Source organism: Embleya sp. NPDC020630 (genome assembly GCF_044334985.1).
Taxonomy (GTDB): domain Bacteria; phylum Actinomycetota; class Actinomycetes; order Streptomycetales; family Streptomycetaceae; genus Embleya.
On record NZ_JBIRUB010000007.1, the window covers coordinates 85,091 to 107,212 of the forward strand.

General features: G+C 72.4%; 21 protein-coding genes and 1 pseudogene. 11 read left to right on the forward strand and 11 right to left on the reverse strand.

Going from position 1 to position 22,122, the window contains the following annotated elements; all coding sequences use genetic code 11:
• Positions 1-28: 28 nt before the first annotated feature.
• Together ACH4XV_RS24255 and ACH4XV_RS24260 are read right to left on the reverse strand one after the other, a co-directional pair.
• Positions 29-1,411: a pyridoxal phosphate-dependent decarboxylase family protein gene (locus tag ACH4XV_RS24255; RefSeq protein WP_395793113.1), complete on the reverse strand. Its 1,383-nt coding sequence runs from the start codon at positions 1,409-1,411 to the stop codon at positions 29-31.
• 166 nt (positions 1,412-1,577) lie between these two features.
• Positions 1,578-2,045 (reverse strand): Lrp/AsnC family transcriptional regulator, encoded by a 468-nt coding sequence (locus tag ACH4XV_RS24260; protein ID WP_395793115.1) that lies wholly within the window; start codon positions 2,043-2,045, stop codon positions 1,578-1,580.
• Between the two features lie 331 nt (positions 2,046-2,376).
• Between ACH4XV_RS24260 and ACH4XV_RS24265 the strand changes: the two genes are divergently transcribed.
• On the forward strand, positions 2,377-2,979 hold the full coding sequence (locus ACH4XV_RS24265; protein ID WP_395793117.1) for a hypothetical protein: 603 nt from the start codon (positions 2,377-2,379) through the stop codon (positions 2,977-2,979).
• A 187-nt stretch (positions 2,980-3,166) separates the two neighbouring features.
• On the opposite strand, the gene ACH4XV_RS24270 is transcribed toward ACH4XV_RS24265, so the two are convergent.
• Positions 3,167-4,081 (reverse strand): hypothetical protein, encoded by a 915-nt coding sequence (locus ACH4XV_RS24270; RefSeq protein WP_395793119.1) that lies wholly within the window; start codon positions 4,079-4,081, stop codon positions 3,167-3,169.
• An 82-nt stretch (positions 4,082-4,163) separates the two neighbouring features.
• Positions 4,164-5,630, reverse strand: a complete 1,467-nt coding sequence (locus ACH4XV_RS24275) for a cytochrome P450 (protein WP_395793121.1) — start codon at positions 5,628-5,630, stop codon at positions 4,164-4,166.
• Positions 5,631-5,873: 243 nt separating this feature from the next.
• Here ACH4XV_RS24275 and ACH4XV_RS24280 point away from each other — a divergent pair, with 243 nt between their 5' ends.
• Positions 5,874-7,226: a cytochrome P450 gene (locus ACH4XV_RS24280; protein ID WP_395793123.1), complete on the forward strand. Its 1,353-nt coding sequence runs from the start codon at positions 5,874-5,876 to the stop codon at positions 7,224-7,226.
• 137 nt (positions 7,227-7,363) lie between these two features.
• On the opposite strand, the gene ACH4XV_RS24285 is transcribed toward ACH4XV_RS24280, so the two are convergent.
• On the reverse strand, positions 7,364-8,080 hold the full coding sequence (locus ACH4XV_RS24285) for an NAD(P)-dependent oxidoreductase (protein ID WP_395793125.1): 717 nt from the start codon (positions 8,078-8,080) through the stop codon (positions 7,364-7,366).
• Between the two features lie 102 nt (positions 8,081-8,182).
• Here ACH4XV_RS24285 and ACH4XV_RS24290 point away from each other — a divergent pair, with 102 nt between their 5' ends.
• On the forward strand, positions 8,183-8,884 hold the full coding sequence (locus tag ACH4XV_RS24290) for a TetR/AcrR family transcriptional regulator (protein WP_395793127.1): 702 nt from the start codon (positions 8,183-8,185) through the stop codon (positions 8,882-8,884).
• Here ACH4XV_RS24290 and ACH4XV_RS24295 read toward each other — a convergent pair.
• Complete coding sequence (locus ACH4XV_RS24295) at positions 8,837-9,442, reverse strand: TetR/AcrR family transcriptional regulator (protein WP_395793129.1); 606 nt, start codon at positions 9,440-9,442, stop codon at positions 8,837-8,839. The two genes, ACH4XV_RS24290 and ACH4XV_RS24295, sit on opposite strands and share 48 nt — an antisense overlap.
• A gap of 101 nt (positions 9,443-9,543) precedes the next feature.
• Here ACH4XV_RS24295 and ACH4XV_RS24300 point away from each other — a divergent pair, with 101 nt between their 5' ends.
• Positions 9,544-11,055 (forward strand): MDR family MFS transporter, encoded by a 1,512-nt coding sequence (locus ACH4XV_RS24300; protein ID WP_395793131.1) that lies wholly within the window; start codon positions 9,544-9,546, stop codon positions 11,053-11,055.
• Positions 11,056-11,411: 356 nt separating this feature from the next.
• Here ACH4XV_RS24300 and ACH4XV_RS24305 read toward each other — a convergent pair whose 3' ends face one another.
• Complete coding sequence (locus ACH4XV_RS24305) at positions 11,412-12,056, reverse strand: class I SAM-dependent methyltransferase (RefSeq protein ID WP_395793133.1); 645 nt, start codon at positions 12,054-12,056, stop codon at positions 11,412-11,414.
• A gap of 156 nt (positions 12,057-12,212) precedes the next feature.
• Between ACH4XV_RS24305 and ACH4XV_RS24310 the strand changes: the two genes are divergently transcribed.
• From ACH4XV_RS24310 to ACH4XV_RS24320, 3 genes are all read left to right on the forward strand, one after another.
• Positions 12,213-13,100 carry a phosphotransferase family protein gene (locus ACH4XV_RS24310; RefSeq protein WP_395793135.1) on the forward strand — a complete coding sequence of 296 codons (888 nt, stop codon included), beginning with the start codon at positions 12,213-12,215 and terminating at the stop codon, positions 13,098-13,100.
• A 349-nt stretch (positions 13,101-13,449) separates the two neighbouring features.
• Positions 13,450-14,472, forward strand: a complete 1,023-nt coding sequence (locus tag ACH4XV_RS24315) for a polyprenyl synthetase family protein (protein WP_395793137.1) — start codon at positions 13,450-13,452, stop codon at positions 14,470-14,472.
• Between the two features lie 205 nt (positions 14,473-14,677).
• A complete protein-coding gene (locus ACH4XV_RS24320; protein WP_395793139.1) occupies positions 14,678-15,364 on the forward strand; it encodes a LuxR C-terminal-related transcriptional regulator in 687 nt (228 codons plus the stop codon).
• A 64-nt stretch (positions 15,365-15,428) separates the two neighbouring features.
• Here ACH4XV_RS24320 and ACH4XV_RS24325 read toward each other — a convergent pair whose 3' ends face one another.
• Positions 15,429-15,941, reverse strand: coding sequence for a methylglyoxal synthase (locus ACH4XV_RS24325; protein ID WP_395793141.1), 513 nt, complete (start codon positions 15,939-15,941; stop codon positions 15,429-15,431).
• 441 nt (positions 15,942-16,382) lie between these two features.
• On the opposite strand from ACH4XV_RS24325, the pseudogene ACH4XV_RS24330 reads away from it, so the two are divergent.
• Positions 16,383-16,844: pseudogene (locus tag ACH4XV_RS24330) on the forward strand (hypothetical protein); the annotation flags it as partial.
• Here the strand turns inward: ACH4XV_RS24330 and ACH4XV_RS24335 are convergent.
• A complete protein-coding gene (locus ACH4XV_RS24335) occupies positions 16,808-17,215 on the reverse strand; it encodes a hypothetical protein (RefSeq protein WP_395793143.1) in 408 nt (135 codons plus the stop codon). The pseudogene ACH4XV_RS24330 and the gene ACH4XV_RS24335 sit on opposite strands and share 37 nt — an antisense overlap.
• Positions 17,216-17,400: 185 nt before the next feature.
• Between ACH4XV_RS24335 and ACH4XV_RS24340 the strand changes: the two genes are divergently transcribed.
• Positions 17,401-17,751, forward strand: a complete 351-nt coding sequence (locus ACH4XV_RS24340; protein ID WP_395793145.1) for a hypothetical protein — start codon at positions 17,401-17,403, stop codon at positions 17,749-17,751.
• Positions 17,752-17,780: 29 nt separating this feature from the next.
• Here the strand turns inward: ACH4XV_RS24340 and ACH4XV_RS24345 are convergent, their stop codons facing one another.
• Positions 17,781-19,130, reverse strand: coding sequence for an MFS transporter (locus tag ACH4XV_RS24345; RefSeq protein ID WP_395793147.1), 1,350 nt, complete (start codon positions 19,128-19,130; stop codon positions 17,781-17,783).
• A 98-nt stretch (positions 19,131-19,228) separates the two neighbouring features.
• Here ACH4XV_RS24345 and ACH4XV_RS24350 point away from each other — a divergent pair, with 98 nt between their 5' ends.
• Positions 19,229-20,206, forward strand: a complete 978-nt coding sequence (locus ACH4XV_RS24350; protein WP_395793149.1) for a DUF5937 family protein — start codon at positions 19,229-19,231, stop codon at positions 20,204-20,206.
• 75 nt (positions 20,207-20,281) lie between these two features.
• Here ACH4XV_RS24350 and ACH4XV_RS24355 read toward each other — a convergent pair whose 3' ends face one another.
• Complete coding sequence (locus ACH4XV_RS24355; RefSeq protein ID WP_395793757.1) at positions 20,282-21,088, reverse strand: SDR family oxidoreductase; 807 nt, start codon at positions 21,086-21,088, stop codon at positions 20,282-20,284.
• Positions 21,089-21,245: 157 nt separating this feature from the next.
• On the opposite strand from ACH4XV_RS24355, the gene ACH4XV_RS24360 reads away from it, so the two are divergent.
• Positions 21,246-22,040 carry a hypothetical protein gene (locus ACH4XV_RS24360; RefSeq protein ID WP_395793151.1) on the forward strand — a complete coding sequence of 265 codons (795 nt, stop codon included), beginning with the start codon at positions 21,246-21,248 and terminating at the stop codon, positions 22,038-22,040.
• Positions 22,041-22,122 lie beyond the last annotated feature (82 nt).

The window sequence follows — 22,122 nt, forward strand, 5'->3', positions numbered from 1 at the left end:
GAACGCGCGAGCGGCAGGCCGCACTGCGTTACCTCATCGTGGCCAGGATGTCCTCGACCATCGCCATCGTGGTACCCGGGTGCAGGAACGCGAAGCGGGCCACGGTCTCCCCCTCCCAACCGGTCGGGGTGACGAAACCGACCTGGCCGGCCAGCAGGCGGCGGGACCAGTCGAGGTAGTCGTCCGGGCCCCAACCGGTGCGCCGGAACAGCACCGCGGACAGCTCCGGGTCGCGGATCAGCTCCAGTCCGGGGGTGGCCCGGATCAGTTCGGCGGTGTCCCGGGCCAGGGTCAGCGCGGTCTCGATGGCCTCGGTGTACGCGTCGGTGCCATGCACGGCGAGGGAGAACCACAGCGGCAGGCCGCGGGCGCGCCGGGTGAGGTGGTACGCGTAGTCGGTCGGGTTCCACTCCTCGGGCGCGTCGGTGTGCAGGACGTCGAGGTAGGACGCGTCCTGGGTGTGCACGCCGCGGGCCGGGCCCGGGTTGCGGTAGATCAGCGCCGCGCAGTCGAACGGCGCGAACAGCCACTTGTGCGGGTCGACGACGAACGAGTCGGCGAGTTCGATCCCGTCGTAGCGGGCCCGCACGCTCGGCGCGAGCAATCCGGCGCCGCCGTACGCGCCGTCCACGTGGAACCACAGGTCGCGCTCGCGGGCCACCGCGCCGATCCCGGCCAGGTCGTCGATGATGCCCGCGTTGGTGGTGCCGGCGGTGGCCACCACGCCGACCACGTCGTGCGCCTCGGGGTCGGCGTCCAGCGCGGCGCGCAACGCCTCGGCGGTGAGGCGGTGGTCGGTGGTCCGCACCACGAGCGCGTCCATGCCGATGATCCGCAGCGTGTTGCCGATCGAGGAGTGCGCCTGGTCGCTGACCGCGATCCGCAGCCGGTCCCGCGCGCCGGTCCCGGTCCGCCGCCGGCCCATGTCCCGGGCCACCACGAGCGCGGACAGGTTGCCCGCCGAGCCGCCGCTGACGAAGCAGCCGCCGGCGCTCGCGGGCAGTCCGGCCAGGTCGGCGATCAGCCGCAGCACCTGGTTCTCCGCGGCCACCGCGCCGGCCGCCTCCAGCCACGAGATGCCCTGGAGGGACGCGCACGAGACGACCATGTCGAACAGCAGCGCGGCCTTGGTCGGCGCGGCCGGGATGAAGGAGAGGAAGCGCGGGCTGTCGCAGGAGATGACCGCCGGGGCGAGCTGGTCGGCGTAGATCGCCAGCACCTCGCCCGGGTCGTTGCCCCGCGCGCCGATCAGGCCGTCGAGCGCGCGGTCGAGCTTGTCCTTGCGGCCGGGGTGGTCGAGCGGGACCGGGTCCAGGGCGAGCCGTTCGCGCATGTAGTCGAAGACGAGGTCGGCGAGCGCGGGGTCGTACCGGTGCATGGACAGGGGCGTGGGGGTGCTCGGCGTCGGCATGGCGGTGCTCGGCATTCTCTCGGCGCGATCGCGCGGCGTCCCCGCGCGGGGGCGGCGGGGTCGCGACGACGGAATTCGGGGCGCCGGGGGTCCGCACCGGCAGCTCAAACCCTACGTACGGGTGTGCGATCCGGCCAAGAGCGTGATCATGCGCGTTCGTGGCGATCTATTGCGTCTCCACTCCCTGCCACGTCGTTCCATTGCGCCTGACCAGCCGGGAAAGCACGACACAGCTCTTCGAGCGCACCACGAAGGGCTCCGCGGCGATCCGCTCCAGGACCTGCTCGAAGTGTTGTACGTCGGCCGCGAGCAGGTGGACCACCGCATCCGCGTCGCCCGTGACGGTGCTGGCCGAGACCACCTCGGGGAACTTGGCCAGCGCGCGCCCGATCTCGCTGGGCGAGGTACGCCCGACGCAGTACAGCTCGACGAACGCCTCGGTGGTCCAGCCGAGCGCGGCGGGTTCGACCGACGCGGAGAAGCCGGTGATCACGCCGGTGGCGAGGAGGCGGTCCACCCGGCGCTTGACCGCGGACGCGGACAGGCCGACCCGGGTGCCGATCTCGGCGTAGGTCGAACGCGCGTCCTCGATGAGCGCGGTGATGATCCGGCTGTCCAGCGGGTCCAACGCCATCGGTGGCTCTCCTCGGTGCGGTCGGCGGGGCGGGGTCGGGGGTCCGGTGGACCGGGCACAGTGACGGTAGCCCACGCGGGTGCCCGGATCCGATCCGTTCGTGATAGCCGCTCACCGCGGTCGAGGCGGCGGCGCCGGCGGTCGGCGGACGAGCGGGCCCGGGGGGTGGCGCGGGGAGTCCGCTTCGTGGCGTGAACGGCCATCAGCACGAGGGTGTAGCCGCGCCTAGCGTGAAGTGGCCGGCACACCGTACGCGTGCCGGTTGATCATGAACTGGCCGGCAGATCGGAAAGGCACCGGCTTTTCCGGACATCCGCTACGGGGAGACGACATGAGCATCAAGGTCACCGTGATCTATCACGACACCGACACGTGCGTACGCGCGCTGGCCGACGCGGTCGCCGCGGTCGCCTGGAACACCGGTGCCGAGATCCGGCTGCGCAGACTGCCCGAGGCCGAACCGGCCGCGCCACGGGACGGGACCAAGGCCGACCCCCTCGCCACGGTGGGCGACCTGACCTGGCCCGACGTGGTGATCCTGGGCGCACCGGCACGCGACGGCGACGTCGTCGCCCTGCTGCACCGCCTCACCCGCTCGGCAACCGCGTCGGCGACCGACGCGGCCGCCCGGGACATGCGCGATTCCTGGCAGCGGCGATCCTGCGAGCAGGTCTTCGGCGTGTTCGTCACCACCCCGGCCCCCGACACCCGCCACGGCGGCCTGATGCGCAGCTTCGCGATCATCCGCCCCCAGTCCCCGACGGACGACGACGCCCACCCGCGCCGATCGATCGCCACCCGCACCGAACTCACCGCCCGCGCATCCGCCACGGACGACCCGACCCTGCTGTCCCTCGACCTGGCCCGCATCCAAACCCGCCGCTGCGTCGAGATAGCCGCCCTGCTCCGAGCCGACCGCGTGCTGGTGGCCTGAGGAGCGAACGGGTGGCCCCCGGCGGTCGGTTCGGCTCGCGGGCGACCGCCGGACGGCCCGGTCTTCGGTAGGGACCGGGCCGCCTGCCCGCCTCCCTGCGGCGGGCTCGACCGGTCGCAGACTACGGCCGCCTCACATGATTGCCGATCGCTCCGACATCGTCACCGGCAACCCTGGCAAACGCGGTTCAGGCGCCGAAGAGCGAGGGCAGGCTCCCGGGTGGTTGTGGGGACGTGACGTGGTAGCGGCCGCAGTTCATGGACCAGTCGCGGTTGCCGCGGATCCACGCGCCCATCCCGCGCACATATCGGGCCAGGCGGGCGTCGCCCGATTCCAGGAGGGGGCGGGCCAGTCGGTCGAAGCGGCGCATCTGGTCCTCGTACATGTACACCGCCCTGCGCAGCGCCTCGTCGAGGGGGCAGTGGAAGTGCTCGGCGAGCACGGTGATCAGGTTGGTGTGGCCGGGCCAGTACAACTCGCGCATCCCGGAGAGGATGTCGTGGGTGTACGCGATGGCCCGGGCGGCGGCCTGTTCGCAGCGGCGCACCTCGCGGGCGGCCCAGATCGGGCCCGGCAGGTAGCAGTCGTCGGCCAGTTCGATGACGACGAAGCACATGCCGCGCATCAAGATCGTGGACTCGCGCAGCCGCACGTACTGCCCCAGGCTCGGGGTGATGCCGCGGGCCCGAAAGATCGCCTCCGCCGCGACCGCCCCCAGGTAGCGGTTGAAGCCGTCGGCGAAGCGCTCCACCTGTTCCGCGTCCACGGCCATGCGGGCGACCCTGGTGCGCAGATCGATCAGGGCTTCCAGGTACGGCTCGGGCACCACTCTCGTCCGGCCGTGCAGGACGCGCTGGGACCACAGGATGTGCTCGGCCAGGTCCTCGATCCGGCCCTGCGCGGGGGCCAGTTCGCAGAAGCGGTCGTCCTGGAGGAACAGCCACACCATCAACTGCGCGGCCAGTACCGCGCCTTCCGGGTCGCCGTGCGGATAGGTCAGCGCCCCCAGCTCGCCGAACCGGGCGGCACGTGCGGCGACTTCCTCGGTGTGTGTGGTGATGTAGCCGAACCGGCGCATCCACGCGAGCGTACGCTCGGTCACCTCGCGCTCGGCGGGGTGGCGGGCGGGCTCGACCGGGCACCACAGGTGCGGCGCGGTGAGCCGGGCCGCCGGGTGCGCCGGGTCAGTCGGCGTCGGGGGATGTGGCGTCGGCGCCGTCGGCGGGGTGGACGGGGCAGTGGAGCGTCGCGGGTTCGTCGGTCGGTGCATCGGCCGCCTCCTCGGGTGCCTGGGTCCGCGTACCGCGTGGCTCCACCGTCAACTCCAGGGGGACCGGGGAGAGCGTCATGCGCAGCAGGGGCCTCGGCGCCGGGGCGCCGGGTATCCGGGCCAGCGAGACCCGGGACATGATGCCCGCGGCGGCCAGGGTGGCCTCGGTGATGCCGTAGGAGTCGCCGATGCACTTGCGGGTGCCGGATCCGAACGGGATGAACGCCTCGCGCTGGGCCTGGGTCCCCGCGCCCGGCAACCAGCGGTCCGGGTCGAAGCGTTCGGGGTCGGGGAACACGCTCGCGTCCCGGTGCAGGCAGTAGGGACTGAACATCACCTCGTCGCCCGGGCACAGGTGTATGCCGTCGAGGGTGATGTAGTCGGTGACCCGGCGGCTGAGCACCGACACCGACGGGTACAGGCGCAGTGTTTCGGTCAGGACCCGGCTCAGCAGGGGCAGGCGCGGGATGTCGTCGTAGCCGGGCACCCGGCCGCCCAGTGCGGCGTCCACCTCGTCGTGCAGGCTCTGCTCCAGCGGGGCGTTGTGCGCCAGCACGCCGAAGGTCCACGCCAACAGGTCTGCGGTGGCCGGGATTCCGCCGATCATCAACGTGGCGATCTGGTCGCACACCTCGTCGTCGGTGAACGCACGACCGCGCTCGTCCTCGGCGGCCATGATCGTGGACAGGCCGTCGGCCGGGTCGGCGCCGCGCACGCGGTACGCCTCGACCATGCGCTTGATCAGCGAACGGGCCTGGATCCGGGCCTTTTCGAAGCGGCGGTTGGCCGGGAGCGGCGCCTTGTGGACGAGGGCGACGGGGATCACCATCTGCCACCACATGCCGGGCATCAGCACGGTGTACGCCGCTTCGATCCGGGTGGTCAGATGTGCCTGGGCCGGATCGGAGAACAGCGTGCGGGTCAGCGCCCGGCACGCGAGCAGGCGCATCTCCCGGCATACGTCGACGACTTGGCCCGGTTGCCACGCGTCGAGCACGTCCTGCACACATTCGGTCATGGCATGGGTGTAGGAGACGATACTCGGTTGGCGGAACGCCTGGTTCATCAGGGGCCGCTGGTAGCGGTGGTCGGCGGCGGAGCAGGTGCCGAGGCCGTCGCCGATCAGGGTGCGGGCGGCGTCGACGAACGGGCCGCCCTTGTCGAACCGGTGCTGCTCGGTGACCAGCGCCTTGCGGACCAGGTCGGGCCGGGTGATGAGGTAGGCGACCTTCGGGCCGAGCCGCAGCTGTACGACCGGGGCGACGGCGTGCTGCTCCAGCAGGAACGCCATCGGGTCGCGCCACATGGGCAGGGTGTGCCCGAGGATCGGGAGCACCCTGCCGGCCACGGGTGGGACGCCGGGTGGGGTGAGGGTGGTCATGAAGCCCTCCTTGGTGTTGCCGGTGGCGGAGCAGGCGAGGGCGGGAGTGCGCAGGGTTTCGGGAGCGGTCCGCGTGCTCGCCGTTTCATGCTTAGCGGTCGCCCGGCACGGCCCGTAAGGGCGTGCGAGGTAGCGAATGCACGGCGCGGGAAGGCCGGTCGGGTGCACCCTGCCGAACCGGCGATCACCTCGGCACAGTGGTGGGGGTCACCGGCAGCCTGGCCCGACGTGAAGGGATGGCGTGTGCATTCCATCGAGGACGTACCCACCGCACCGGGCGCTCTGCCCGGCGTAGGACACCTCCACCGCCTGGCCCGTCAGCGGCTGCGCTTTCTCGAATCCCTGCCCGGGGTGGGGCCGTTGGTGCGGATCAGACTGGGCACCGCGCCGCTATACGTGGTGACCGATCCCGTTCTGGTCCATCAGGTGCAGTCGTCCAAGGGCCGCAGTTTCGGCCGGGGCAAACAGTTCGAACGTATGATCCCGCTCCTGGGGCACGGCGTGATCACCTCCGACGGGGAGCTGTACCACCGCCAACGGCGGGTCATCCAAAAGGCGTTCACCCCGGCGCACATCGAGCGGCACCTGACCTCGATCCATCGGCGCACGCGGGAGTTGTGCGCCGCCTGGAAGCCGGGTCGGCCGGTGGACGTCCTGGAGGAGATGAAGGTCCTCTCGGTGGCCGTGACGGCCGAGACCCTGTTCTCCAACCGTATGCCCGACGGCGTCCTGGACCGGTTGCACGAGGTGTTGCCGGTGATCGAGCGGGCGGCGGTGGAGCGGCCGATGTTGCCGAAGGTGGTGGATCGGCTGCCGCTGCCGTATGTCCGGCGCGGCGACGAGGCCATGGCCCGGATGCGCGCGTCGGTGGGCGAGGCCGTCGCCGCGTGCCGCGAGCAGTCCCCGCAGGGCGGCGGCGACGTGGTGGCGTGCCTGCTCGCCGCCCACGACCCGGACACGGGGCGGCCGTTGGCCGAGGACCTGATCCGCGACGAGGTCATCGCCATGCTGATCGGCGGGGTGGCGAACGTCCCGACCACACTGTCCTGGGCGTGGTACCACCTGGCCCGGCGCCCGGGGGCGGAGCGGCGGATGCTCGCCGAGATCGCCGGGGTCGCCGAGTCGGCCGCGTCGGGCGGCGCCGTGCCGGAGGCGGCCGATCCGCGGGCGCTGCCGTACACGCGGGCGGTGATGTACGAGACCATGCGCCTGCACTCGGTGCAGCTGGTGACGCAACGCACCACGGCCGCGGTGGAGTTGGGGGAGGTCATGATGCCGAGCGGCACCGATACCGCGTACAGCCAGCACTCCCTGCACACCGACCCGCGCTTCTGCCGCCGCCCGGAGGCCTTCTCCCCGGAGCGCTGGCTCCCGGACAGCGGTTGGAAGCCGCCGCGGCACTCCTTCGTGCCGTTCGGCGGCGGCCGGTTCAAGTGCGTCGGCGACAACTTCGCCATCGCCGAGATGCTGGCCACGCTGGTGGCGGTGGGCAGTTCGTGGCGCATGACCCTGCAACCCGACACCCGGGTGGGCACGTCCGTGCGCGAACCCATCCCCAGCCCCAGGGGACTGATGTTGGTTCCGGAGCCCGTCTGACCCGCCCGCCGGCCCGGCCGGCATCGGACGACCCCGGTGGGCCACCGGGTCGTACCATTCCCGAGCGGGTCGGCTTCGGGCGTGGCGGCGGGGGTTGCGGGTGCGGGTGTCGGCAGGTCGGTACGAACTGACCGCGCTCACCCGCCCGACGCCGGGCCTCGCGCATGGGCGAGGGCGCTGGGGGTGCGGCAGCCGACGATCGCCGGGGCCTCTTGGACGAGTTCGTCGTCGGTGAGCGCCGCCACCATGAACAGGGCGAAGTCCACCCGGCGGGTGCGGTCACTGGCCAGCACCGGGTCGCCCACGTGCCGGCTCCACACGGGCAGGCCCTCGCTCTCCCCCTCCTTCAGGGTGCTGCCACGCACCACCGTCCATCGGGTGTCGCTGTCGAACACCCGCCGACACGCCTCGACTTGGTCGTCGATCTGCACGGCCCGCACGAGCCTGCCCAGCACGGCGGCGATCCGCACGCCCAGGATGAACAGCCGCGAATACCGGTCCTTGCCGTCGCGCGTGATGTGCCAACCGCAGGAGAAGACCAGCCGCGCGCCCGGTCGGGCGTGGTCGAGCACCGCCTGCGCCGTACCGGACGCGTACTGCCGCACACCCCACGGCACCAGCACGGTCAGCACCCCGTCGCACCCGTCGACCGCCCGCCGAATCACGTCCGGGTCGTTCGTGGGCCCGGGAACGACGGTCATCCGGCCCTCGAACGCGGCCAGTTTCGGCACACTCTGCTCCCGGCACACGCCGACCACCTCGTAGCCGCGCTCCAGGCACTGCCGAACCATGTACTGCCCGAGCTTGCCCGAGGCCCCGACGACGCAGATCTTCCTCATGCCTTCCGTACCCATGGCGCAGCCCTTCTCCGGAATTCCTACCTTATCTTGTAAGGCAAGTTAGCCTTATGTCGTAAGGTGGTCAACGGCAACGAACAAGGAAACAGGGAGGGGTGCATGAGCGAGGCAGCCAAGCGCCGCCGCGACCGGTCGACCCGCACGCCGCTCAGTCGCGAGCGGGTGATCGCCACGGCGATGGCGGTGGCGGACGAAAAGGGCACGGCCGCCCTCACCATGCGGGCCATCGCCGAACCCCTGGGCGTGGAGGCGATGTCCCTCTACCACCACGTCACCGGCCGGGAGGATGTCCTGGACGGCATGGTGGACGCGGTCTTCGCCGAGATCGAGCTACCGTCGCCCGGCACCGACTGGAAAACCGCGATGCACCAGCGGGCCGCCTCGGCCCGCACGGCACTGCGCCGCCACCCCTGGGCGGTGGCCCTCCTCGACTCGCGCGCCCACCCGGGCCCCGCGACGCTGCGCCACCACGACGCCGTCGTCGGCGCGCTGCGCACGGCGGGCTTCTCCATTCCGATGACCGCGCACGCCGTGTCCCTGATCGACAGCTACGTCTACGGCTACGTCATCCAGGAACTGAGCCTGCCGCTTAACGGCGCGGCGGACCTGACCGAGATCACCGACGAATTCCTGCACGACCTCCCCGCCGACACCTACCCACACCTGACCGAACTGGCCACGGAACTGGCCCGAACCCCCGACTACGACCCGACCCAGGAATTCACCTTCGGCCTGACCCTGATCCTCGACGCCCTACACCCGACCGGCACGTGCCCGGTCGTCGGCGTCGCCGGTCAGTAGGGGGAGGAAGACCTCGTCGACGATCTCCTCCAGGGCGCGGTCGGGGGCGGCGGCGAAGGTGGTCAGGAATTCGTGGCGCAGCAGGTCGAACGGTAGGGACTTGATCCGCTCGGTGAGGCGGCCCGGGTCGATCTCGCCGCGTTCCACGGCCCGGTCGAAGAGCACGTCGACGGCCTCCTTGCGACCGGTCACGAGCGGGTCGGTGATGTCGCCGGGGCGGATTCCGGTCGCCTGGTAGTGGGCTGCCAGGTGTGCGATCACGATCGTGGCCAACTCGGCCCGGGTCTCGTTGATCTCACGCATCAGGGTCAGCACGTCCTCGCGCAGGCTGCCCGTGTCGGGGATCGCCAGGCGAGCCTCCTTCATGGTGTGCGCGATGGCGGCCCGGACCAGTTCGTCGCGGTCCGACCAGCGGCGATACAGCACCGGCGGACTGGTACCGGCGCGCTTGACGACGGCGTCCATGGTGAATTTGGCGTAGCCGTGGAGGGTGAGTTCCGCCCAGGCCGCGTCCAGGAGCGCCTTCTCCAGTGCCGCCCCGCGGCGCCGCTCGGTCATCCGCGATCTCCTGCTCTTCCTCGTTGGATAGGTTGCCTATCTTATCGCGGCGCCCTACTCTGGCGATCGTAAGATAGAGAGCCTTTCTTAAGGAGTCGTCCATGACCGCCTCGGGCGCTCAGTCGCCACCCGCCGCCGCAGATCCCACCAACCCCACCGGATCCACCGGACCCGCGAACCCCGACCGCATCGACCCCGCGCTGCGGCGCCTGACCTTCACCCTGATCATCGGCGCGCTCGCGGTCATGTTCGACGCCACGATCATGAGCGTCGCCATCGACGACCTCGCCGGGCGCATGCACGCCTCGGTGTCCACCGTCCAGTGGGTGAGCACCGCCTACCTGCTGGCCCTGGCCACCGTGATGCCGGCCGTCGGCTGGCTCCAGGCGACCCTGGGCGGCAAACGCCTGTGGATCGCGGCACTCGGCGTGTTCCTCGTCGGCTCGCTGCTGTGCGCCGCAGCCTGGAACGCGCCGAGCCTGATCGCCTTCCGGGTGGTCCAGGGCTTCGGCGGCGGCATCATGATGGTGCTGATGACCACGCTGATCATGCAGGCCGCCAAGGGCCGCAACATCGGCCGGGTCATGGCCTTGATCACCGTGCCCACCGCGCTCGGGCCGATACTCGGCCCGGTGCTCGGCGGCGTGATCCTGCATCTGGGCGACTGGCGCTGGATCTTCCTGTTCAACGTGCCCTTCTGCGTCGTCGGCGCCTACCTCGCCGCCCGCAACCTGCCGCGGGACCGGCCCGTTTCCCGTCCTCGGCTCGACGTCGTCGGCATGCTGCTGCTCTCGCCCGGCGTCGCCGCCGTCATCTACGGCCTGTCCCGGATCGGCGGCTCGCAGGGGCCGGCCGACCCCACGGTATGGCTGCCCCTCGCCGCCGGGCTCGCCCTCCTGCTCGGCTACCTCGGCTGGGCGCTGCGGCGCGGATCGCACGCCCTGGTCGACGTCGGCCTGTTCCGCCACCGCGCCCTGGCCTCGTCGTCGGTGCTGGTGTTCCTGTCCGGCGCGTCCCTGTACGGCACGATGTTGCTGCTGCCGCTGTACTGGCAGCAGGTACGCGGCGCGGACGCGCTCGACGCCGCGCTGCTCCTGATCCCGCAGGGCGTGGGCACCCTCGTCTCGCGCACGCTCGCCGGGCGGTACATGGACCGCTTCGGCGCCCGCCCCGTCGCCGTCGTCGCGTGCGCCCTCGCCTGCGCGGCTACCGTGCCGTTCGCCTTCGTCACCGCCTCCACCAGCAATATCGTGCTGATGGCCGTGCTGTTCGTGCGCGGTGTCGGGCTCGGTGGCGCGATGACCACGATCCTGGGCGCCGCCTACATCGGCCTCGCGCCGGAGGAGATCCCCCAGGGCTCGGGCATCAGCCGCCTCGCCCAGCAGATCGGCGGCTCGGCGGGCACCGCGCTGCTCGCGATGATCCTGCAGCGCGCCTCCGCCGACGCCCACACGCCGGCCGCGCTGGCCTCGGGATTCGGCGAAGCCTTCTGGTGGGCCACCGCGTTCACCGCCGCGGCCATCCCCCTGTGCCTGCTCCTGCCCGGCCGCCCCACCGATCCGCCCTCGCGGGAGCGGGACGCCGCGCCCGCCGGGGAGACCGTCGCGGTCTGAGCGGTCCGCCCCCGCCGACGAGCCCGTCCGGAGCCCGGGTTCGGGCTCGGAGCGGGCTCGGGGCAGCCTCGAAAAGGTCCGTCGGTGGGTGCCGGCCCAGTAGAGCCTGGCCTTGGCGAATCGCTTTGTGGCGGCGGCCGGTTCGTCCGCCTCGTGCGCGGCCCAGATGACGATGCCGTCGGGACGTACCAGCAGGCTCGGTCGGTCCGGGTCCACGCTCGGGTCGGCGACGTGCACGATCCGGTCGTCGAGCAGTCGGACCGCGTCCGCGAAGCGGCCGTCGGGCGTGCGGTCGAACACGCGATCGCGCCCGGCTGAACCGGCCGACGTCGGGTACTACGGTGGCGGCGCGACCGCTACGCGGTCCGCCGCGCCAGCAGATATCCGCGCCGGGTCTCGGCCTCCTGCGGATAGTGCGAGCGCTCCAGCCGTGCCTCCAGGGTGAAGCCCGTCGCGGTCAACTGCTCGACCACCGCCTCGATTTCGAGGTAGTGGAAGTCCACGTCGACCTCCCGCCCCCACCACTGCGCCAGGTGCCGCACCTCGACGCCCAGGTGGAACGCCAAGAGCAACTGCGCGCCGGGACGCAACACGCGGTGCAACTCGACGAAGGCGGGGCGCAGTTCACCGGCGTCGAGGTGAATGATCGAATAGAACGCGATCGCCGCGCCGAACTCGCCGTCGGGCGCGGGCAGATGCAGGAAGTCGCCCTCGCGGAACCGCGCCTTCGGGTGCTCGCGCTCGGCGATGGCCACCATGGCCGGCGAGAGGTCGATCCCGACCGCCCGCACCCCGCGCTCGGCGAGCCATCCGGTGATGTGCCCGGGACCGCAACCCACGTCCGCCATCGGCGCGTCGGGGTCGCTCTGCTCGATCAGCGCGCTCAACAGCGCGCGATCCAGCGGCTTGTGGGCGAGTTCGTCGCCGATCCGCTCTCGATACTCCTCCGCCACGACATCGTAGCTCCGCCGTACCCGACCGTGATCACTCGTAGGGGACATGCCCGTCAGGATTCCACGCCGACCGGAGCCCACGAACCGGTTTACCGGCCCACCGCGCGCTCGTCACCGCTGGTGGGACGTGGTACCCCGGTGGCCGGGCCGGCCTCGCCGACGCGATGATTCGGGTGGCCGGGACACACGTACGAAGGGGAAATCGTGACCGAGGACGAGCACGGCGGCCGGCCCGCGGCCGACCGCATCGCGACCCGACACGCGGCGCTGTTGGCCCGCCTGTTGCCCACCGACCCCCCGGCCGCGTTGACGGTGCGTCAGGGCCAGTTCCACGACGTGGTGATGGGCGCGTCGCGAGTGGTCTGCTTCGCCCGCACCGACGCGGCCGAACGGCGGTTGCCCCGGCGCGCCGCGCTGATCCGGCTGCTGAGCGGGTTGTCGCTCGGCGTACGCACTCCGCGGCTGCTCGGCACGGGCGATAATCCGGGATACCTGCTGCTGGACCGGCTCCCGGGCGTTCCGCTCGCCCCGGACGCGGCCGTACCTTCCGGTGCCGCCGCGCAGTACGCGACCCTGCTCACCGCCCTGACCCGAGCCGCCGCGCACCCCGAAGTACGTGCGGCGTTTCCCACCGACACGACCGAAGTGGTCGCGCCCACCGCGTGGAGCGTCTTCGCCGGCGACGTCCGCGCCGAGCTGTACCCCCTCATGTCGCCGACCGGCCGCGTCCGCGCCGACGCCGAACTCGCCGCCGTACAGGCCCTGTCCCCCGTGGTCTCCGCCCTGGTGCACGGCGACCTCGGCGGCGACAACCTGCTGTGGACGAGCGTCGACGGCACGCCGCGGCTGAGCGGGGTCCTGGACTGGGACGAGGTCTCGCTCGGCGATCCCGCCGAGGACCTCGCCGCGATCGCCGCCACCCACGGCGACGCGCTCGTCGTGGACATCCTCGACCGGATGGGCCGGCGCGACGCCGACACCCTGGCCCGAGTCGCCGCGATCCGGGGCACGTTCGCGTTGCAGCAGGCGCTGTCCGCACTCCGCGACGGCGATCGTGCCGAGTTGGCCGACGGGTTGAGCGCGTATCGCTGACGCCCCCCGGGTCGCAACCGCCGCGAAACCACGCGATGGTGGGGACTGGAAGCACGGGATCCCCGTTCGGGGTGGACGCACGCCGCAGTGGTGCTTCCGCACTCGACTGTCGGTGACCGGTCGAGGTCTGTTGGGTTGATCCGGGCGCCGTCGAGCGTCCGCATCATGCGTCGCCCCCACCGCGCCTCGGCGTCGCGAGGCGGCGTCCGGGGGCGACACAGGGGGTTCGCAAGCCGTGACCGAGACGACACCGCAGGTTTCCTCGACAACACAGGCAACGCAGAAAGGGCACACGGCACCGGCACCGCACAAACGTCGCCCGAGCCAACGGGCCCGCACGGCAGGCGCGTTGGCACCCGCACTCGCCCCGTACGAGGTGTGCGATCGCCCGGTGGTGGACGTACCGACCGTGCTGGCCGCCGAGTTCGCCCGCCGCTGGCCGAGCAACGCGGACGGGATGGCCGCGGTGCACCGCTACGCGCTGCTGCCCACCGGGAAGTTGCTGCGGCCCGCGCTGGTGATGTACGCGGCGCTGGCGGTGGGCGGCGAGGTAGAGCACGCGTTGCCGGCCGCGGTCGGCATGGAGTGCGTGCACACCGGGAGCCTGGTCCACGACGACATCATCGACGCCGACGAGGAGCGGCGCGGCCGGCCCGCGGTACACCGGGCGTACGGCCCCGAGCGGGCCATCATCGCGGGCAGCAGCCTGTACTTCACCTGGTTCCGCACCCTCGCCGAGTGTGCCCGCAACGGGGTGTCGCCCGAGCGGATCGCACGGGCGATGGCGGCCCAGGCCGAGGGCGGATACGCGATGTGCCAGGGCGTGTTCGACGAGTTGGGCTTCGCCGGGGACCTGGACTGCCCGGTCGAGGACTACCTCACGATGGCCGGCGGCAAGACCGGGGCGCTCCTGGCCGCGTCGTGCCGGGTGGGGGCGATCCTGGGCGGCGGGGACGACGCGGCGGTGGAGGCGTTGAACGCGTTCGGGCGCCATGTCGGCCTTGCCTTCCAGATCCGCGACGACCTGCTCCCCTACGCCGACGCCTCGGCCGCGACGATGGGCAAGCCCGCCGACAGCGACGTGTGCAACCACCGGCCGACCCTTCCGGTACTGCTCGCCCACGAGCGCGGCACCCTCGACCAGCGCGCCGCGATCCGTCACGCGCTGCTGCACGAGCGCAACCCGGAGATCGCGCTGACCCGCATGCGCGCGCTGGTCGAGGCGACCGGCGCGGCGGCCGACGCGCGGGCACTCGCCGAAAGCTACGAACAGAGCGCCCGGGACGCGATCTCCTGGCTTCCGGTCAACCCGTACACGGAGGTATTGCGCCGCTGGTCCCGGCGCGACCCGGCGCCGCCCACCGACGGCTGACCCCGCCTTCGCGCACCGTGCGCGACTCCTCCGCATCGCCGCGTCACCGAAGTCCGCTCCGGCATGGCGAAAGCGCAGTCGCGAACGTCCCTTCCCGGGTAGGTTGTACGGCGCCGGCCGGGGTACGGACCGGCCCGAACAGGGCAATCGGGTGCACACTGCCCGACCTACCGTGATCGGCGCGGGAGTCGAAAGGTTGACCTACGTGACGAACCGGCCCGAGCCGACAGCGCACCCGATCGCCGGCACGCCGAGGCGACCAACGGTCGCGGATCCGGGCGGCGGTCCGAACTCGAGCCGGCTGCCGTCGCGGACCCGGGTCCTGATCCGGGTCGCCGACGACCGGGCGGCCGTGCGCGAGCGCCTGGCCGCGCTGATCGGAGCGTGCGGCGACATGGAGGTGACGGTCGACGGCGACGGGCGTGCACCGCACGTGGTGTTGACGGACGGGCGCGCTCTCGGCCCGGACGGCGGCCCCGAGGACCCCGCCGACGTGCTCGCCCGGCATCCGGGCGCCGCGCTGCTCGTGGTGTCCGCCGCGTCCGATCCGGCCGCGCCCACCGGCGGGTTCGGCCGCCTCGCCGAGGACGCGAGCGGCGAGCAGATCGCGACGGCGATCCGGGACGCGGCGCGCGGGCGGGCGAGGATCGACCCGGCGACCGTGGGACGCCCACGCCGGCGCACCGGCCACCCGGATCGGCTCACCGACCGGGAGGTGGAGGTGTTGTGCCTGATCGCGTCCGGCCTGAACAACGCGGAGATCGCCGCGACCCTGCGGATCGGCGCGGCGACGGTCAAGACGCACATCAACAACACGTTCGCCAAGATCAACGCCCGCAACCGCGGCGACGCGGTGCACTACGTCGACCGCCAGGGCCTGTCGCGCGGCTGAGCCGGGCCGAAGGGCCCAAGGGCCGGCGAGCCGACGGCGCGCGGAGCCTGCCGGCGTACGGCGCCTATGCGGCCAGTGGCGCGAACACCGGCGACTCCGGCCGATCCGGGTCGTCGGCCACCGCGAGCAGGGGCGAGGTGATCACGAAGTCGGCGGTCGCCCGGTTGCAGGCCACCGGGATGTCCGCGAGCACGGCCAGGCGCAGCAGCGCCCGTACGTCGGGCTCGTGCGGCTGGGGGCTGAGCGGGTCCCAGAAGAACACCAGGAGGTCCACGTCGCCCTCGGCGATCCGCGAGCCGATCTGCTGGTCGCCGCCCAGGGGGCCGCTGCGGAACCGGATGATCTCCAGGTCGAGTTCGTCGGCGAGGATGCCGCCGGTGGTTCCGGTCGCGTACAGGCGGTGTCGGGTCAGCGTCTCGCGGTGGGTCCGGGCCCAGGCGAGCATCTCCGGCTTGCAGCGGTCGTGCGCCACCAGGGCGATGCCGCGCTCGCGGGGCTCGTGGGGCTCGTGGTGCTTCGGGTCGAGCAGGTCGTTCGGTCGGGTCACAGGCATCTCCGAGTTGTCGGTGTTTCGCATGCCCTCAGTCTGACCGGCCCGTGTTGCGGCGGTATGGCCGCGACATGACGACCACGAGAAGTCGCATGGATCATGTGTCGAGGGCGTCGACGTGTTGCCGACACCCGACGCCGATCCGGGCCCGCACTCCTTCGACACCACCTGAGACGGGGGCTCGGCGACCGGCTCGACGAAACGACTTCGGAAATCGCCTGCGGGCCCGCCGTTTCGCCGGCCAGGATGGATGGGCGGCGCCGGGGCGGGTGGGGCGCGTACCGGCCGCCGGGGGAAGGCGGCCGCGTGCGTCGCGGCGGCGGGGCGGGGCCCGCGGTCGGTGGGAGCGCGGGACCGCGAGGTGCGCGACGGAGGGGCCCGACGGCCCGTCCCCTGCGCGCACGGGACGGCTTCGGCCGGGGGTTGGGGGCGACGATGAACGACGCGGTGATCGTGCTGCCGGGGATGATGGGCAGCGAACTGGTGGAGGTGTCCACCGGGCGAACCCTGTGGGGGCCCGCCGACGCGAATTGGTACGCCGGGACCTGGACCACGGGCGGCGCATTGGACGCACTGGCCGTCACCGATGCGGAACGCTCCGGGCGCGTGGGGCGGATCCGGGCCACCCGGCTGCTGCACACCCCCGCGTGGGCTCCGCTGCTCGGCGGCTTCGAGCCGTACACCGAACTGGTCCGGGCGCTGCGCCGGGCCGCCGCCGATCCGGCCGCGGTGCACGAATTCCCGTACGACTGGCGGCTGCCCGTCGACTACAACGCCGGTCTGCTGGCGATCGCCGCCTACGAACACCTGCGCCGCTGGCGCCGCCACCCGCTGGGCGGGCGGGACGCGCGCCTGGTGCTCGTGGCCCACTCGACGGGCGGCCTCGTCGCCCGCTACTTCACCGAAGTACTGGGCGACGCCGCCGAGTTGCGCGCCCTGGTCACCCTCGGCGCCCCGTTCCTGGGCGCGGCGAAGGCGCTGCAGGTGCTCGGTGCCGCGCCCGCCGACCCCGGGAGCCGGTCCGCATCGCGGCGGTCCGCGGCGCGGTTGCCCGAGGCCCGGCTGCGCCGATTCGCGGCGACCGCGCCCGGCCTGTACGACCTGCTGCCGTCGTACCGCTGCCTGGACGAGGGGTCCTCGGTCCGGCGGCCGACCGCCGCCGACGTCGCGGCGGTCGGCGGCGACGAGCGCTTGGCCGAGGACGCCTTCGCCCGGCGCGAACGCCTGCTCGGCACCGGGTCCTGGGACACGCTGTGGCCGGTGGTCGGCGTCGAGCAGCCGACCGTACAGTCCCTTGTCATCCGCGACGGGGTGGTCCGGCCGCGCTTCGTGACCTGCGCGAGCGACGGGGACGGCGGGATCGTGCGGGCCGACCGACGCGGCGACGACACGGTGTGCCTCCGAGTGGCGACGCCGGCCGCGCTCAAACCGTTCGCGGTGGTCCAGTCGCACGGCGCGCTCGCCCGCTCCCGTGAGGCGATCGGGTATGTGCGCGGTCCTGCGTCAGGAGGACCCGGCGCCCGAACGCGCCGGGGACGTCGTCCCGTTGGCCCTGGACGTCGCGGACTCGGTGGCGGCCGGCGGCACCCTCGACATCGTCTTGAACGGGGTCGCCGACCCGACGGCGATCGGCGTTCGCGTGGTCGACGTGGCCACGGGTCTCGCGCTGCCCAGGGCCCTGCCGGTGGCCCGCGACGGCCGGGTGACGATCCGCCAGATCCTGCCCGTGGAGGGCCTGTTCCGGGTCCTGGCCGGGACGGGCGAGCAGTCCCCGGTCAGCCGACTCGTCCTCGCCACCGACCCCAGCGCCGCCTTCGACCCGACCGACCCAAAGTAGGCACGAGGGCACCTCGACCGGGCGGCCCCTCAGTCCTGCGAGGTCTGCGGAACGTGCGGGGTCCGCGCGGCCGGCCCGGCCGGCAACGGAGCCTCGGCCGGGTCACGCGGAAGCGGCGACTCCCCGGCGGCGACCACCACCGCCGGCCCCTCCGGGAGCGTGCGCAGCGCGCGGATCGGCGAGCAGAACACCGGCAGGAAGGCCGGCGCCATGCACACAGCGCCGACCCACATCGCCGCGTGCACCCCCGCGAACTCGCCGATCAGCGCCGCCGCCACCGCCCCGATCGCCGCCGCGCCGGTGAGCAGGCAGCGGAAGGTGGCGTTCATCCGGCCGAGCAACGCGTCGGGCGTCAGCCGCTGCCGCAGACTCACCCCGAGCACGTTGTCCACGCCCATCCGGGCCGTGCACAGGAACCACCCCACGCCCGCGACCACCAGCCACGGCCCACGATCGAGCAGGGGGATCACCAGCGCGGCCGGCGCCAGGCACAGGCCGGCCATACCCATCGTGCGGCCGTAGCCGAACCGGCGCGAGATCGGCCGGGCGGACCGTGCGCCGACCAGGACGCCCACCCCGCCGATCGCCAGGAACAGCCCCAACGCACCCGAGGGGAGGTCGAGTTCGCGGACGAAGACCACCGGGAGCAGCACGGTGACCAGTTGGGAGCCGAAGTTGGTCAACGCCGCCGTGCACATCAGCGCGCGCAGTTCCCGACCGCGCCACACGTGCCGCAACCCCTCGCCGATCTCGGCGCGCAACCGGCGGGCGGGGCCGCCGGCGGCGGCCGGGGCGCCGTCGCTGCGGATCCGGGCCAGTCCCAGGCCGGACGCGAGGTAGCCGACGACGGTGGACACCACCGCGAACGGCGCCGCGACCGCCTGGACCAAAATGCCGCCCGCGCCGCGCCCGGCGATATTGGCGGTGGCCATCAGGCTGACGATGGCGGCGTTGGCCGGCACCAGCGCCTCGCGGCCGACCAAGTGCGGGACGAAGCTCTGCGAGCCGACATCGAAGAAGACCGTCGCACAACCGTTGAGCAGGACCACCGCGTACAGCTGGGGCAGGGTCAGTACGTCCAGCCACCAGGCGAGCGGGATCGAGCCGATCAGCGCGGCGCGGACCAGGTCGGCGACCATCATCACGCGGCGCCGCCGCATGCGGTCCACCCAGGCGCCGGCGGGCAGGCCGATCAGCAGGAACGCCACCGTGCCGAGCGCGGCCAGCGCGCCGACCTGGCCGGGGCTCGCGTCCAGGGCCTCGACGGCGATCAGCGGGATGGCGACGTAGCCGATGTTGGTGCCCAGTTCGCTGAGCGCCGCCGCGGTGAACAGCGTGCGGAAGTCGGCGATCCGCCAGGGGGAGTGCGCATGGCTCATGCCGGGAGCCTGCCTGGCTCCCCCGCCGGCACCGCAATGATTTAGCAGGAGCTGAATCCTGGGCCGAATCCCTGGCGGACGCGGGTAGCCTGACCCGGGTGATCGAGATCGAGTTCACCCCGGAGGACGTGGCCCGCACCCGTTTCGCGATCTCCCCGCTGTGGGAGGTCGTGGCGAGCGTACGCGTCCTCAAAGGCGCCGACGAGCAGGGCATCCACCGGGTCTGGACCGAGCAGGTGCGCAACCGGTTGGCCGCCGCGAAGGTGGACCTGACCCCGCTCACCGACCTGATCCCGGTACCGACCCTGGCGCTCGCGTGTTTCCTGGCCCCGCCGCCGACCACCCCGCTGACCTCGCTGGAGGTCGAACTGGCGGCGCTGCGCGCGACGCCCCCGGAACTGTTGCGCACGTCCTCGGCGATCACGCCGGAACGTGTGGCCGAGATCCGCGCCGACCCGGATCGTGAGCTGGCCCGGCTCGCGGAGACCATCCAGGCGTACTGGGATGTGGCGCTCGCGCCGTACTGGCCGCGTATCCTCGCCTTCCTGGAGGGCGACATCCTCTTCCGCGCCGGCCGACTCGTCGAGGGCGGCGCGCGCGGCCTGTTCAACGACCTGGACCCGCAGGTCGCCTGGGACGCGGGCACGCTCCAGGTGCAGACCCGGTTCTGTCGCGATCGACGCACGCTCGGCGGCCGGGGGCTGCTGCTCGTGCCGTCGGCGTTCGTCTGGCCGCGCGTGTTCTCCGTGTTGGACGGGCACTGGCAGCCCACGCTGCGCTATCCGCCGCGCGGCATCGGCACCCTGTGGTCGGCCGCGCCGGCACCCATGGCCGTGCCCGACGCGCTCGCCGGCGTCCTGGGCCGCTCCCGCGCCACGCTGGTGGCCGAACTCACCACACCGGCCTCGACCACGGACCTGGCCCGGCGTACCGGCCTGACCCCGGGCGGCGTCTCACAACACCTGTCCGCACTGCGCGCGGCGGGGCTGGTCGGCGCCCACCGAGCCGGCCGCGTGGTGCTGTACGCCCGCACCCGGGCAGCGGAAACCCTGCTGGCTGCGGCCGGTTCGGCGTAGGACCTGTCCCGACCGGGAATCGGTGCGCGGAATCCATCGTGGCCGTCCCCTCGCCGCACGCCGGTCCCGCGCGGCCTAAGGGGTACCCGACGCGGTCGTCGCGATGCCGCCGTCCACCGGGATGATGGCGCCCGTGAGGTAGGACCCGGCCCGGCCGGCGAGAAACACGGCGATACCCGCCATGTCGTCGTCGCGACCGATCCGGCGCAGAGGGGTCGCCGCCGCGATCGTGTCGCCGATGGCATCGAGCGTGGACGCCATCATCCGCGACGGAAAAACTCCCGGCGCCACCGCGTTCACCGTGATGTGTTGTGGGCCCAGTTCCCTGGCGAGCACTCTGGTGAGTTGATGGAGTGCCGCTTTGCTGCCGGCGTACGAGTAATTGGGCGCCTGGGCGACGTGGATGGCGGCGATGCTGCCGATGTTGATGATCCGCGCGGGATCGTCGGCGGTGCCCGCCGTACGAAGTGCGGGGAGCAGCGCCTGCACCAGCCGGAACGGCGCCTTGAGGTTGAGGTCGATCACCGCGTCCCAGCCCTCGTCCCGGAATGTCGCCAGCGGCTCGCGCCACATCGCTCCCGCGTTGTTGACGAGAATGTCCAGGCATTCCGCGTCGGCCTTGACCAGATCGGCGAGGCGCTCACACTCGTCGCGCCTGGACAGGTCGGCGGGAATTGCTCGAACGTCACCGAATTCGGACAGCAGTTGCTGCGCCTCCGCGCACGCGTCCGCCTTGCGTGAGCTGATTACGACCCGGGCGCCCGCCTGGAGAAGGCCGCGCGCCATCATCATCCCGATGCCCTTGGTACCGCCCGTGACAAGGGCGTACTTCCCACTCAGATCGAAGAGTTCTTGATGAGTGGTGAATTGATTGTCCGCCATCGGTCTCCGTCTTTTCTGTTTCGGCGCTTTCGACTCGACCAGGTTGACAGGGGTTCGGGACGTCTGGGAGATCCTGATGACACAGGTACCGTGAGAGCCCCCCTCGCCGGTGGTTCGCGAAGTCACGGGTCGAGGCCGAGTCGGAGGAAGCGCTGGGATGCACGAGCCGGGGGATGCCGCCGTGGTGGTGGAAGGCGGGAGTTCGGGCGAGGGGTCGCACGAGCCCTCGAAAGAGGCGCCGCGCGAGTTCGTCGAGGACATCGTCGTCGTCCACGAGGGCGGCGGCGTGGTGCACTTCCTGTTGATCACGTACGTCCCCGGCGATTCGGGCAACGCCGCGGGGTACGTCTTCCGGCGCCCCGTCGGCAGCGACGAGCCGGCCGAGAACATCCTGGCGACCAACGACACGCTCCGCGAGCTGTGGTGCTCGCCGCAGGGGCATGTGTGGGCGACGAGCAGCACCGGTCTGGTCTGGACGAGCGCACCGGTTCCCTGGACGGACACCATGGCGCCGGACCTGGAGTTCGACACGCCCGAAGGCGGGGTGACCTGGCGCCACACCGCGCTGCCCGCCCAGGCGCACAACGACGGTCGGCCGAACCCCTCATCCGTGTGGGGGACTTCGGACGACGACGGCGACGTGTACGTCACCGGCAGATCGCGCGGCGGCCGCATACTTCGCGGATCCGCGCGACGCGGCTTCACGGTGGCCGTACGCGACCGCGTCGCCGCGCTCGGCGTGGCGCTCGTCGAGGGACGGTTGTTCTGTGCCGCCGGGAAGGGCGGCGTCGTGGAACCGACCGCCCATGGCCCGAAGACGCTGCGCGACGACATCGCCGCCTGGTCCGTCGCCGAGGGCGAGGGCCGCGTCTACGTGACGCAGACACCGGGAGAGGCCGCGTACTGCGAACTCGACCTCGCCACCGGGCAATGGCACCGCCGCTACTACTGACCACCGTCCCGTGCGGCACGGCCGCACCCGCGGCGGAGCTCCCATGGGCGCGGCGAGCGCCGGGTAGGGAACCGGCCAGGGA

Excerpts from the sequence above, each read along its gene's own strand:
- ACH4XV_RS24255 (WP_395793113.1), bottom strand. The coding sequence starts at position 1,411 with ATGCCGACGCCGAGCACCCCCACGCCCCTGTCCATGCACCGGTACGAC.
- ACH4XV_RS24260 (WP_395793115.1), bottom strand. The coding sequence starts at position 2,045 with ATGGCGTTGGACCCGCTGGACAGCCGGATCATCACCGCGCTCATCGAG.
- ACH4XV_RS24265 (WP_395793117.1), top strand. The coding sequence starts at position 2,377 with ATGAGCATCAAGGTCACCGTGATCTATCACGACACCGACACGTGCGTA.
- ACH4XV_RS24275 (WP_395793121.1), bottom strand. The coding sequence starts at position 5,630 with ATGACCACCCTCACCCCACCCGGCGTCCCACCCGTGGCCGGCAGGGTG.
- ACH4XV_RS24285 (WP_395793125.1), bottom strand. The coding sequence starts at position 8,080 with ATGGGTACGGAAGGCATGAGGAAGATCTGCGTCGTCGGGGCCTCGGGC.
- ACH4XV_RS24290 (WP_395793127.1), top strand. The coding sequence starts at position 8,183 with ATGAGCGAGGCAGCCAAGCGCCGCCGCGACCGGTCGACCCGCACGCCG.
- ACH4XV_RS24295 (WP_395793129.1), bottom strand. The coding sequence starts at position 9,442 with ATGACCGAGCGGCGCCGCGGGGCGGCACTGGAGAAGGCGCTCCTGGAC.
- ACH4XV_RS24300 (WP_395793131.1), top strand. The coding sequence starts at position 9,544 with ATGACCGCCTCGGGCGCTCAGTCGCCACCCGCCGCCGCAGATCCCACC.
- ACH4XV_RS24305 (WP_395793133.1), bottom strand. The coding sequence starts at position 12,056 with ATGTCCCCTACGAGTGATCACGGTCGGGTACGGCGGAGCTACGATGTC.
- ACH4XV_RS24325 (WP_395793141.1), bottom strand. The coding sequence starts at position 15,941 with ATGCGAAACACCGACAACTCGGAGATGCCTGTGACCCGACCGAACGAC.
- ACH4XV_RS24335 (WP_395793143.1), bottom strand. The coding sequence starts at position 17,215 with ATGACAAGGGACTGTACGGTCGGCTGCTCGACGCCGACCACCGGCCAC.
- ACH4XV_RS24340 (WP_395793145.1), top strand. The coding sequence starts at position 17,401 with ATGTGCGCGGTCCTGCGTCAGGAGGACCCGGCGCCCGAACGCGCCGGG.
- ACH4XV_RS24345 (WP_395793147.1), bottom strand. The coding sequence starts at position 19,130 with ATGAGCCATGCGCACTCCCCCTGGCGGATCGCCGACTTCCGCACGCTG.
- ACH4XV_RS24355 (WP_395793757.1), bottom strand. The coding sequence starts at position 21,088 with ATGGCGGACAATCAATTCACCACTCATCAAGAACTCTTCGATCTGAGT.
- ACH4XV_RS24360 (WP_395793151.1), top strand. The coding sequence starts at position 21,246 with ATGCACGAGCCGGGGGATGCCGCCGTGGTGGTGGAAGGCGGGAGTTCG.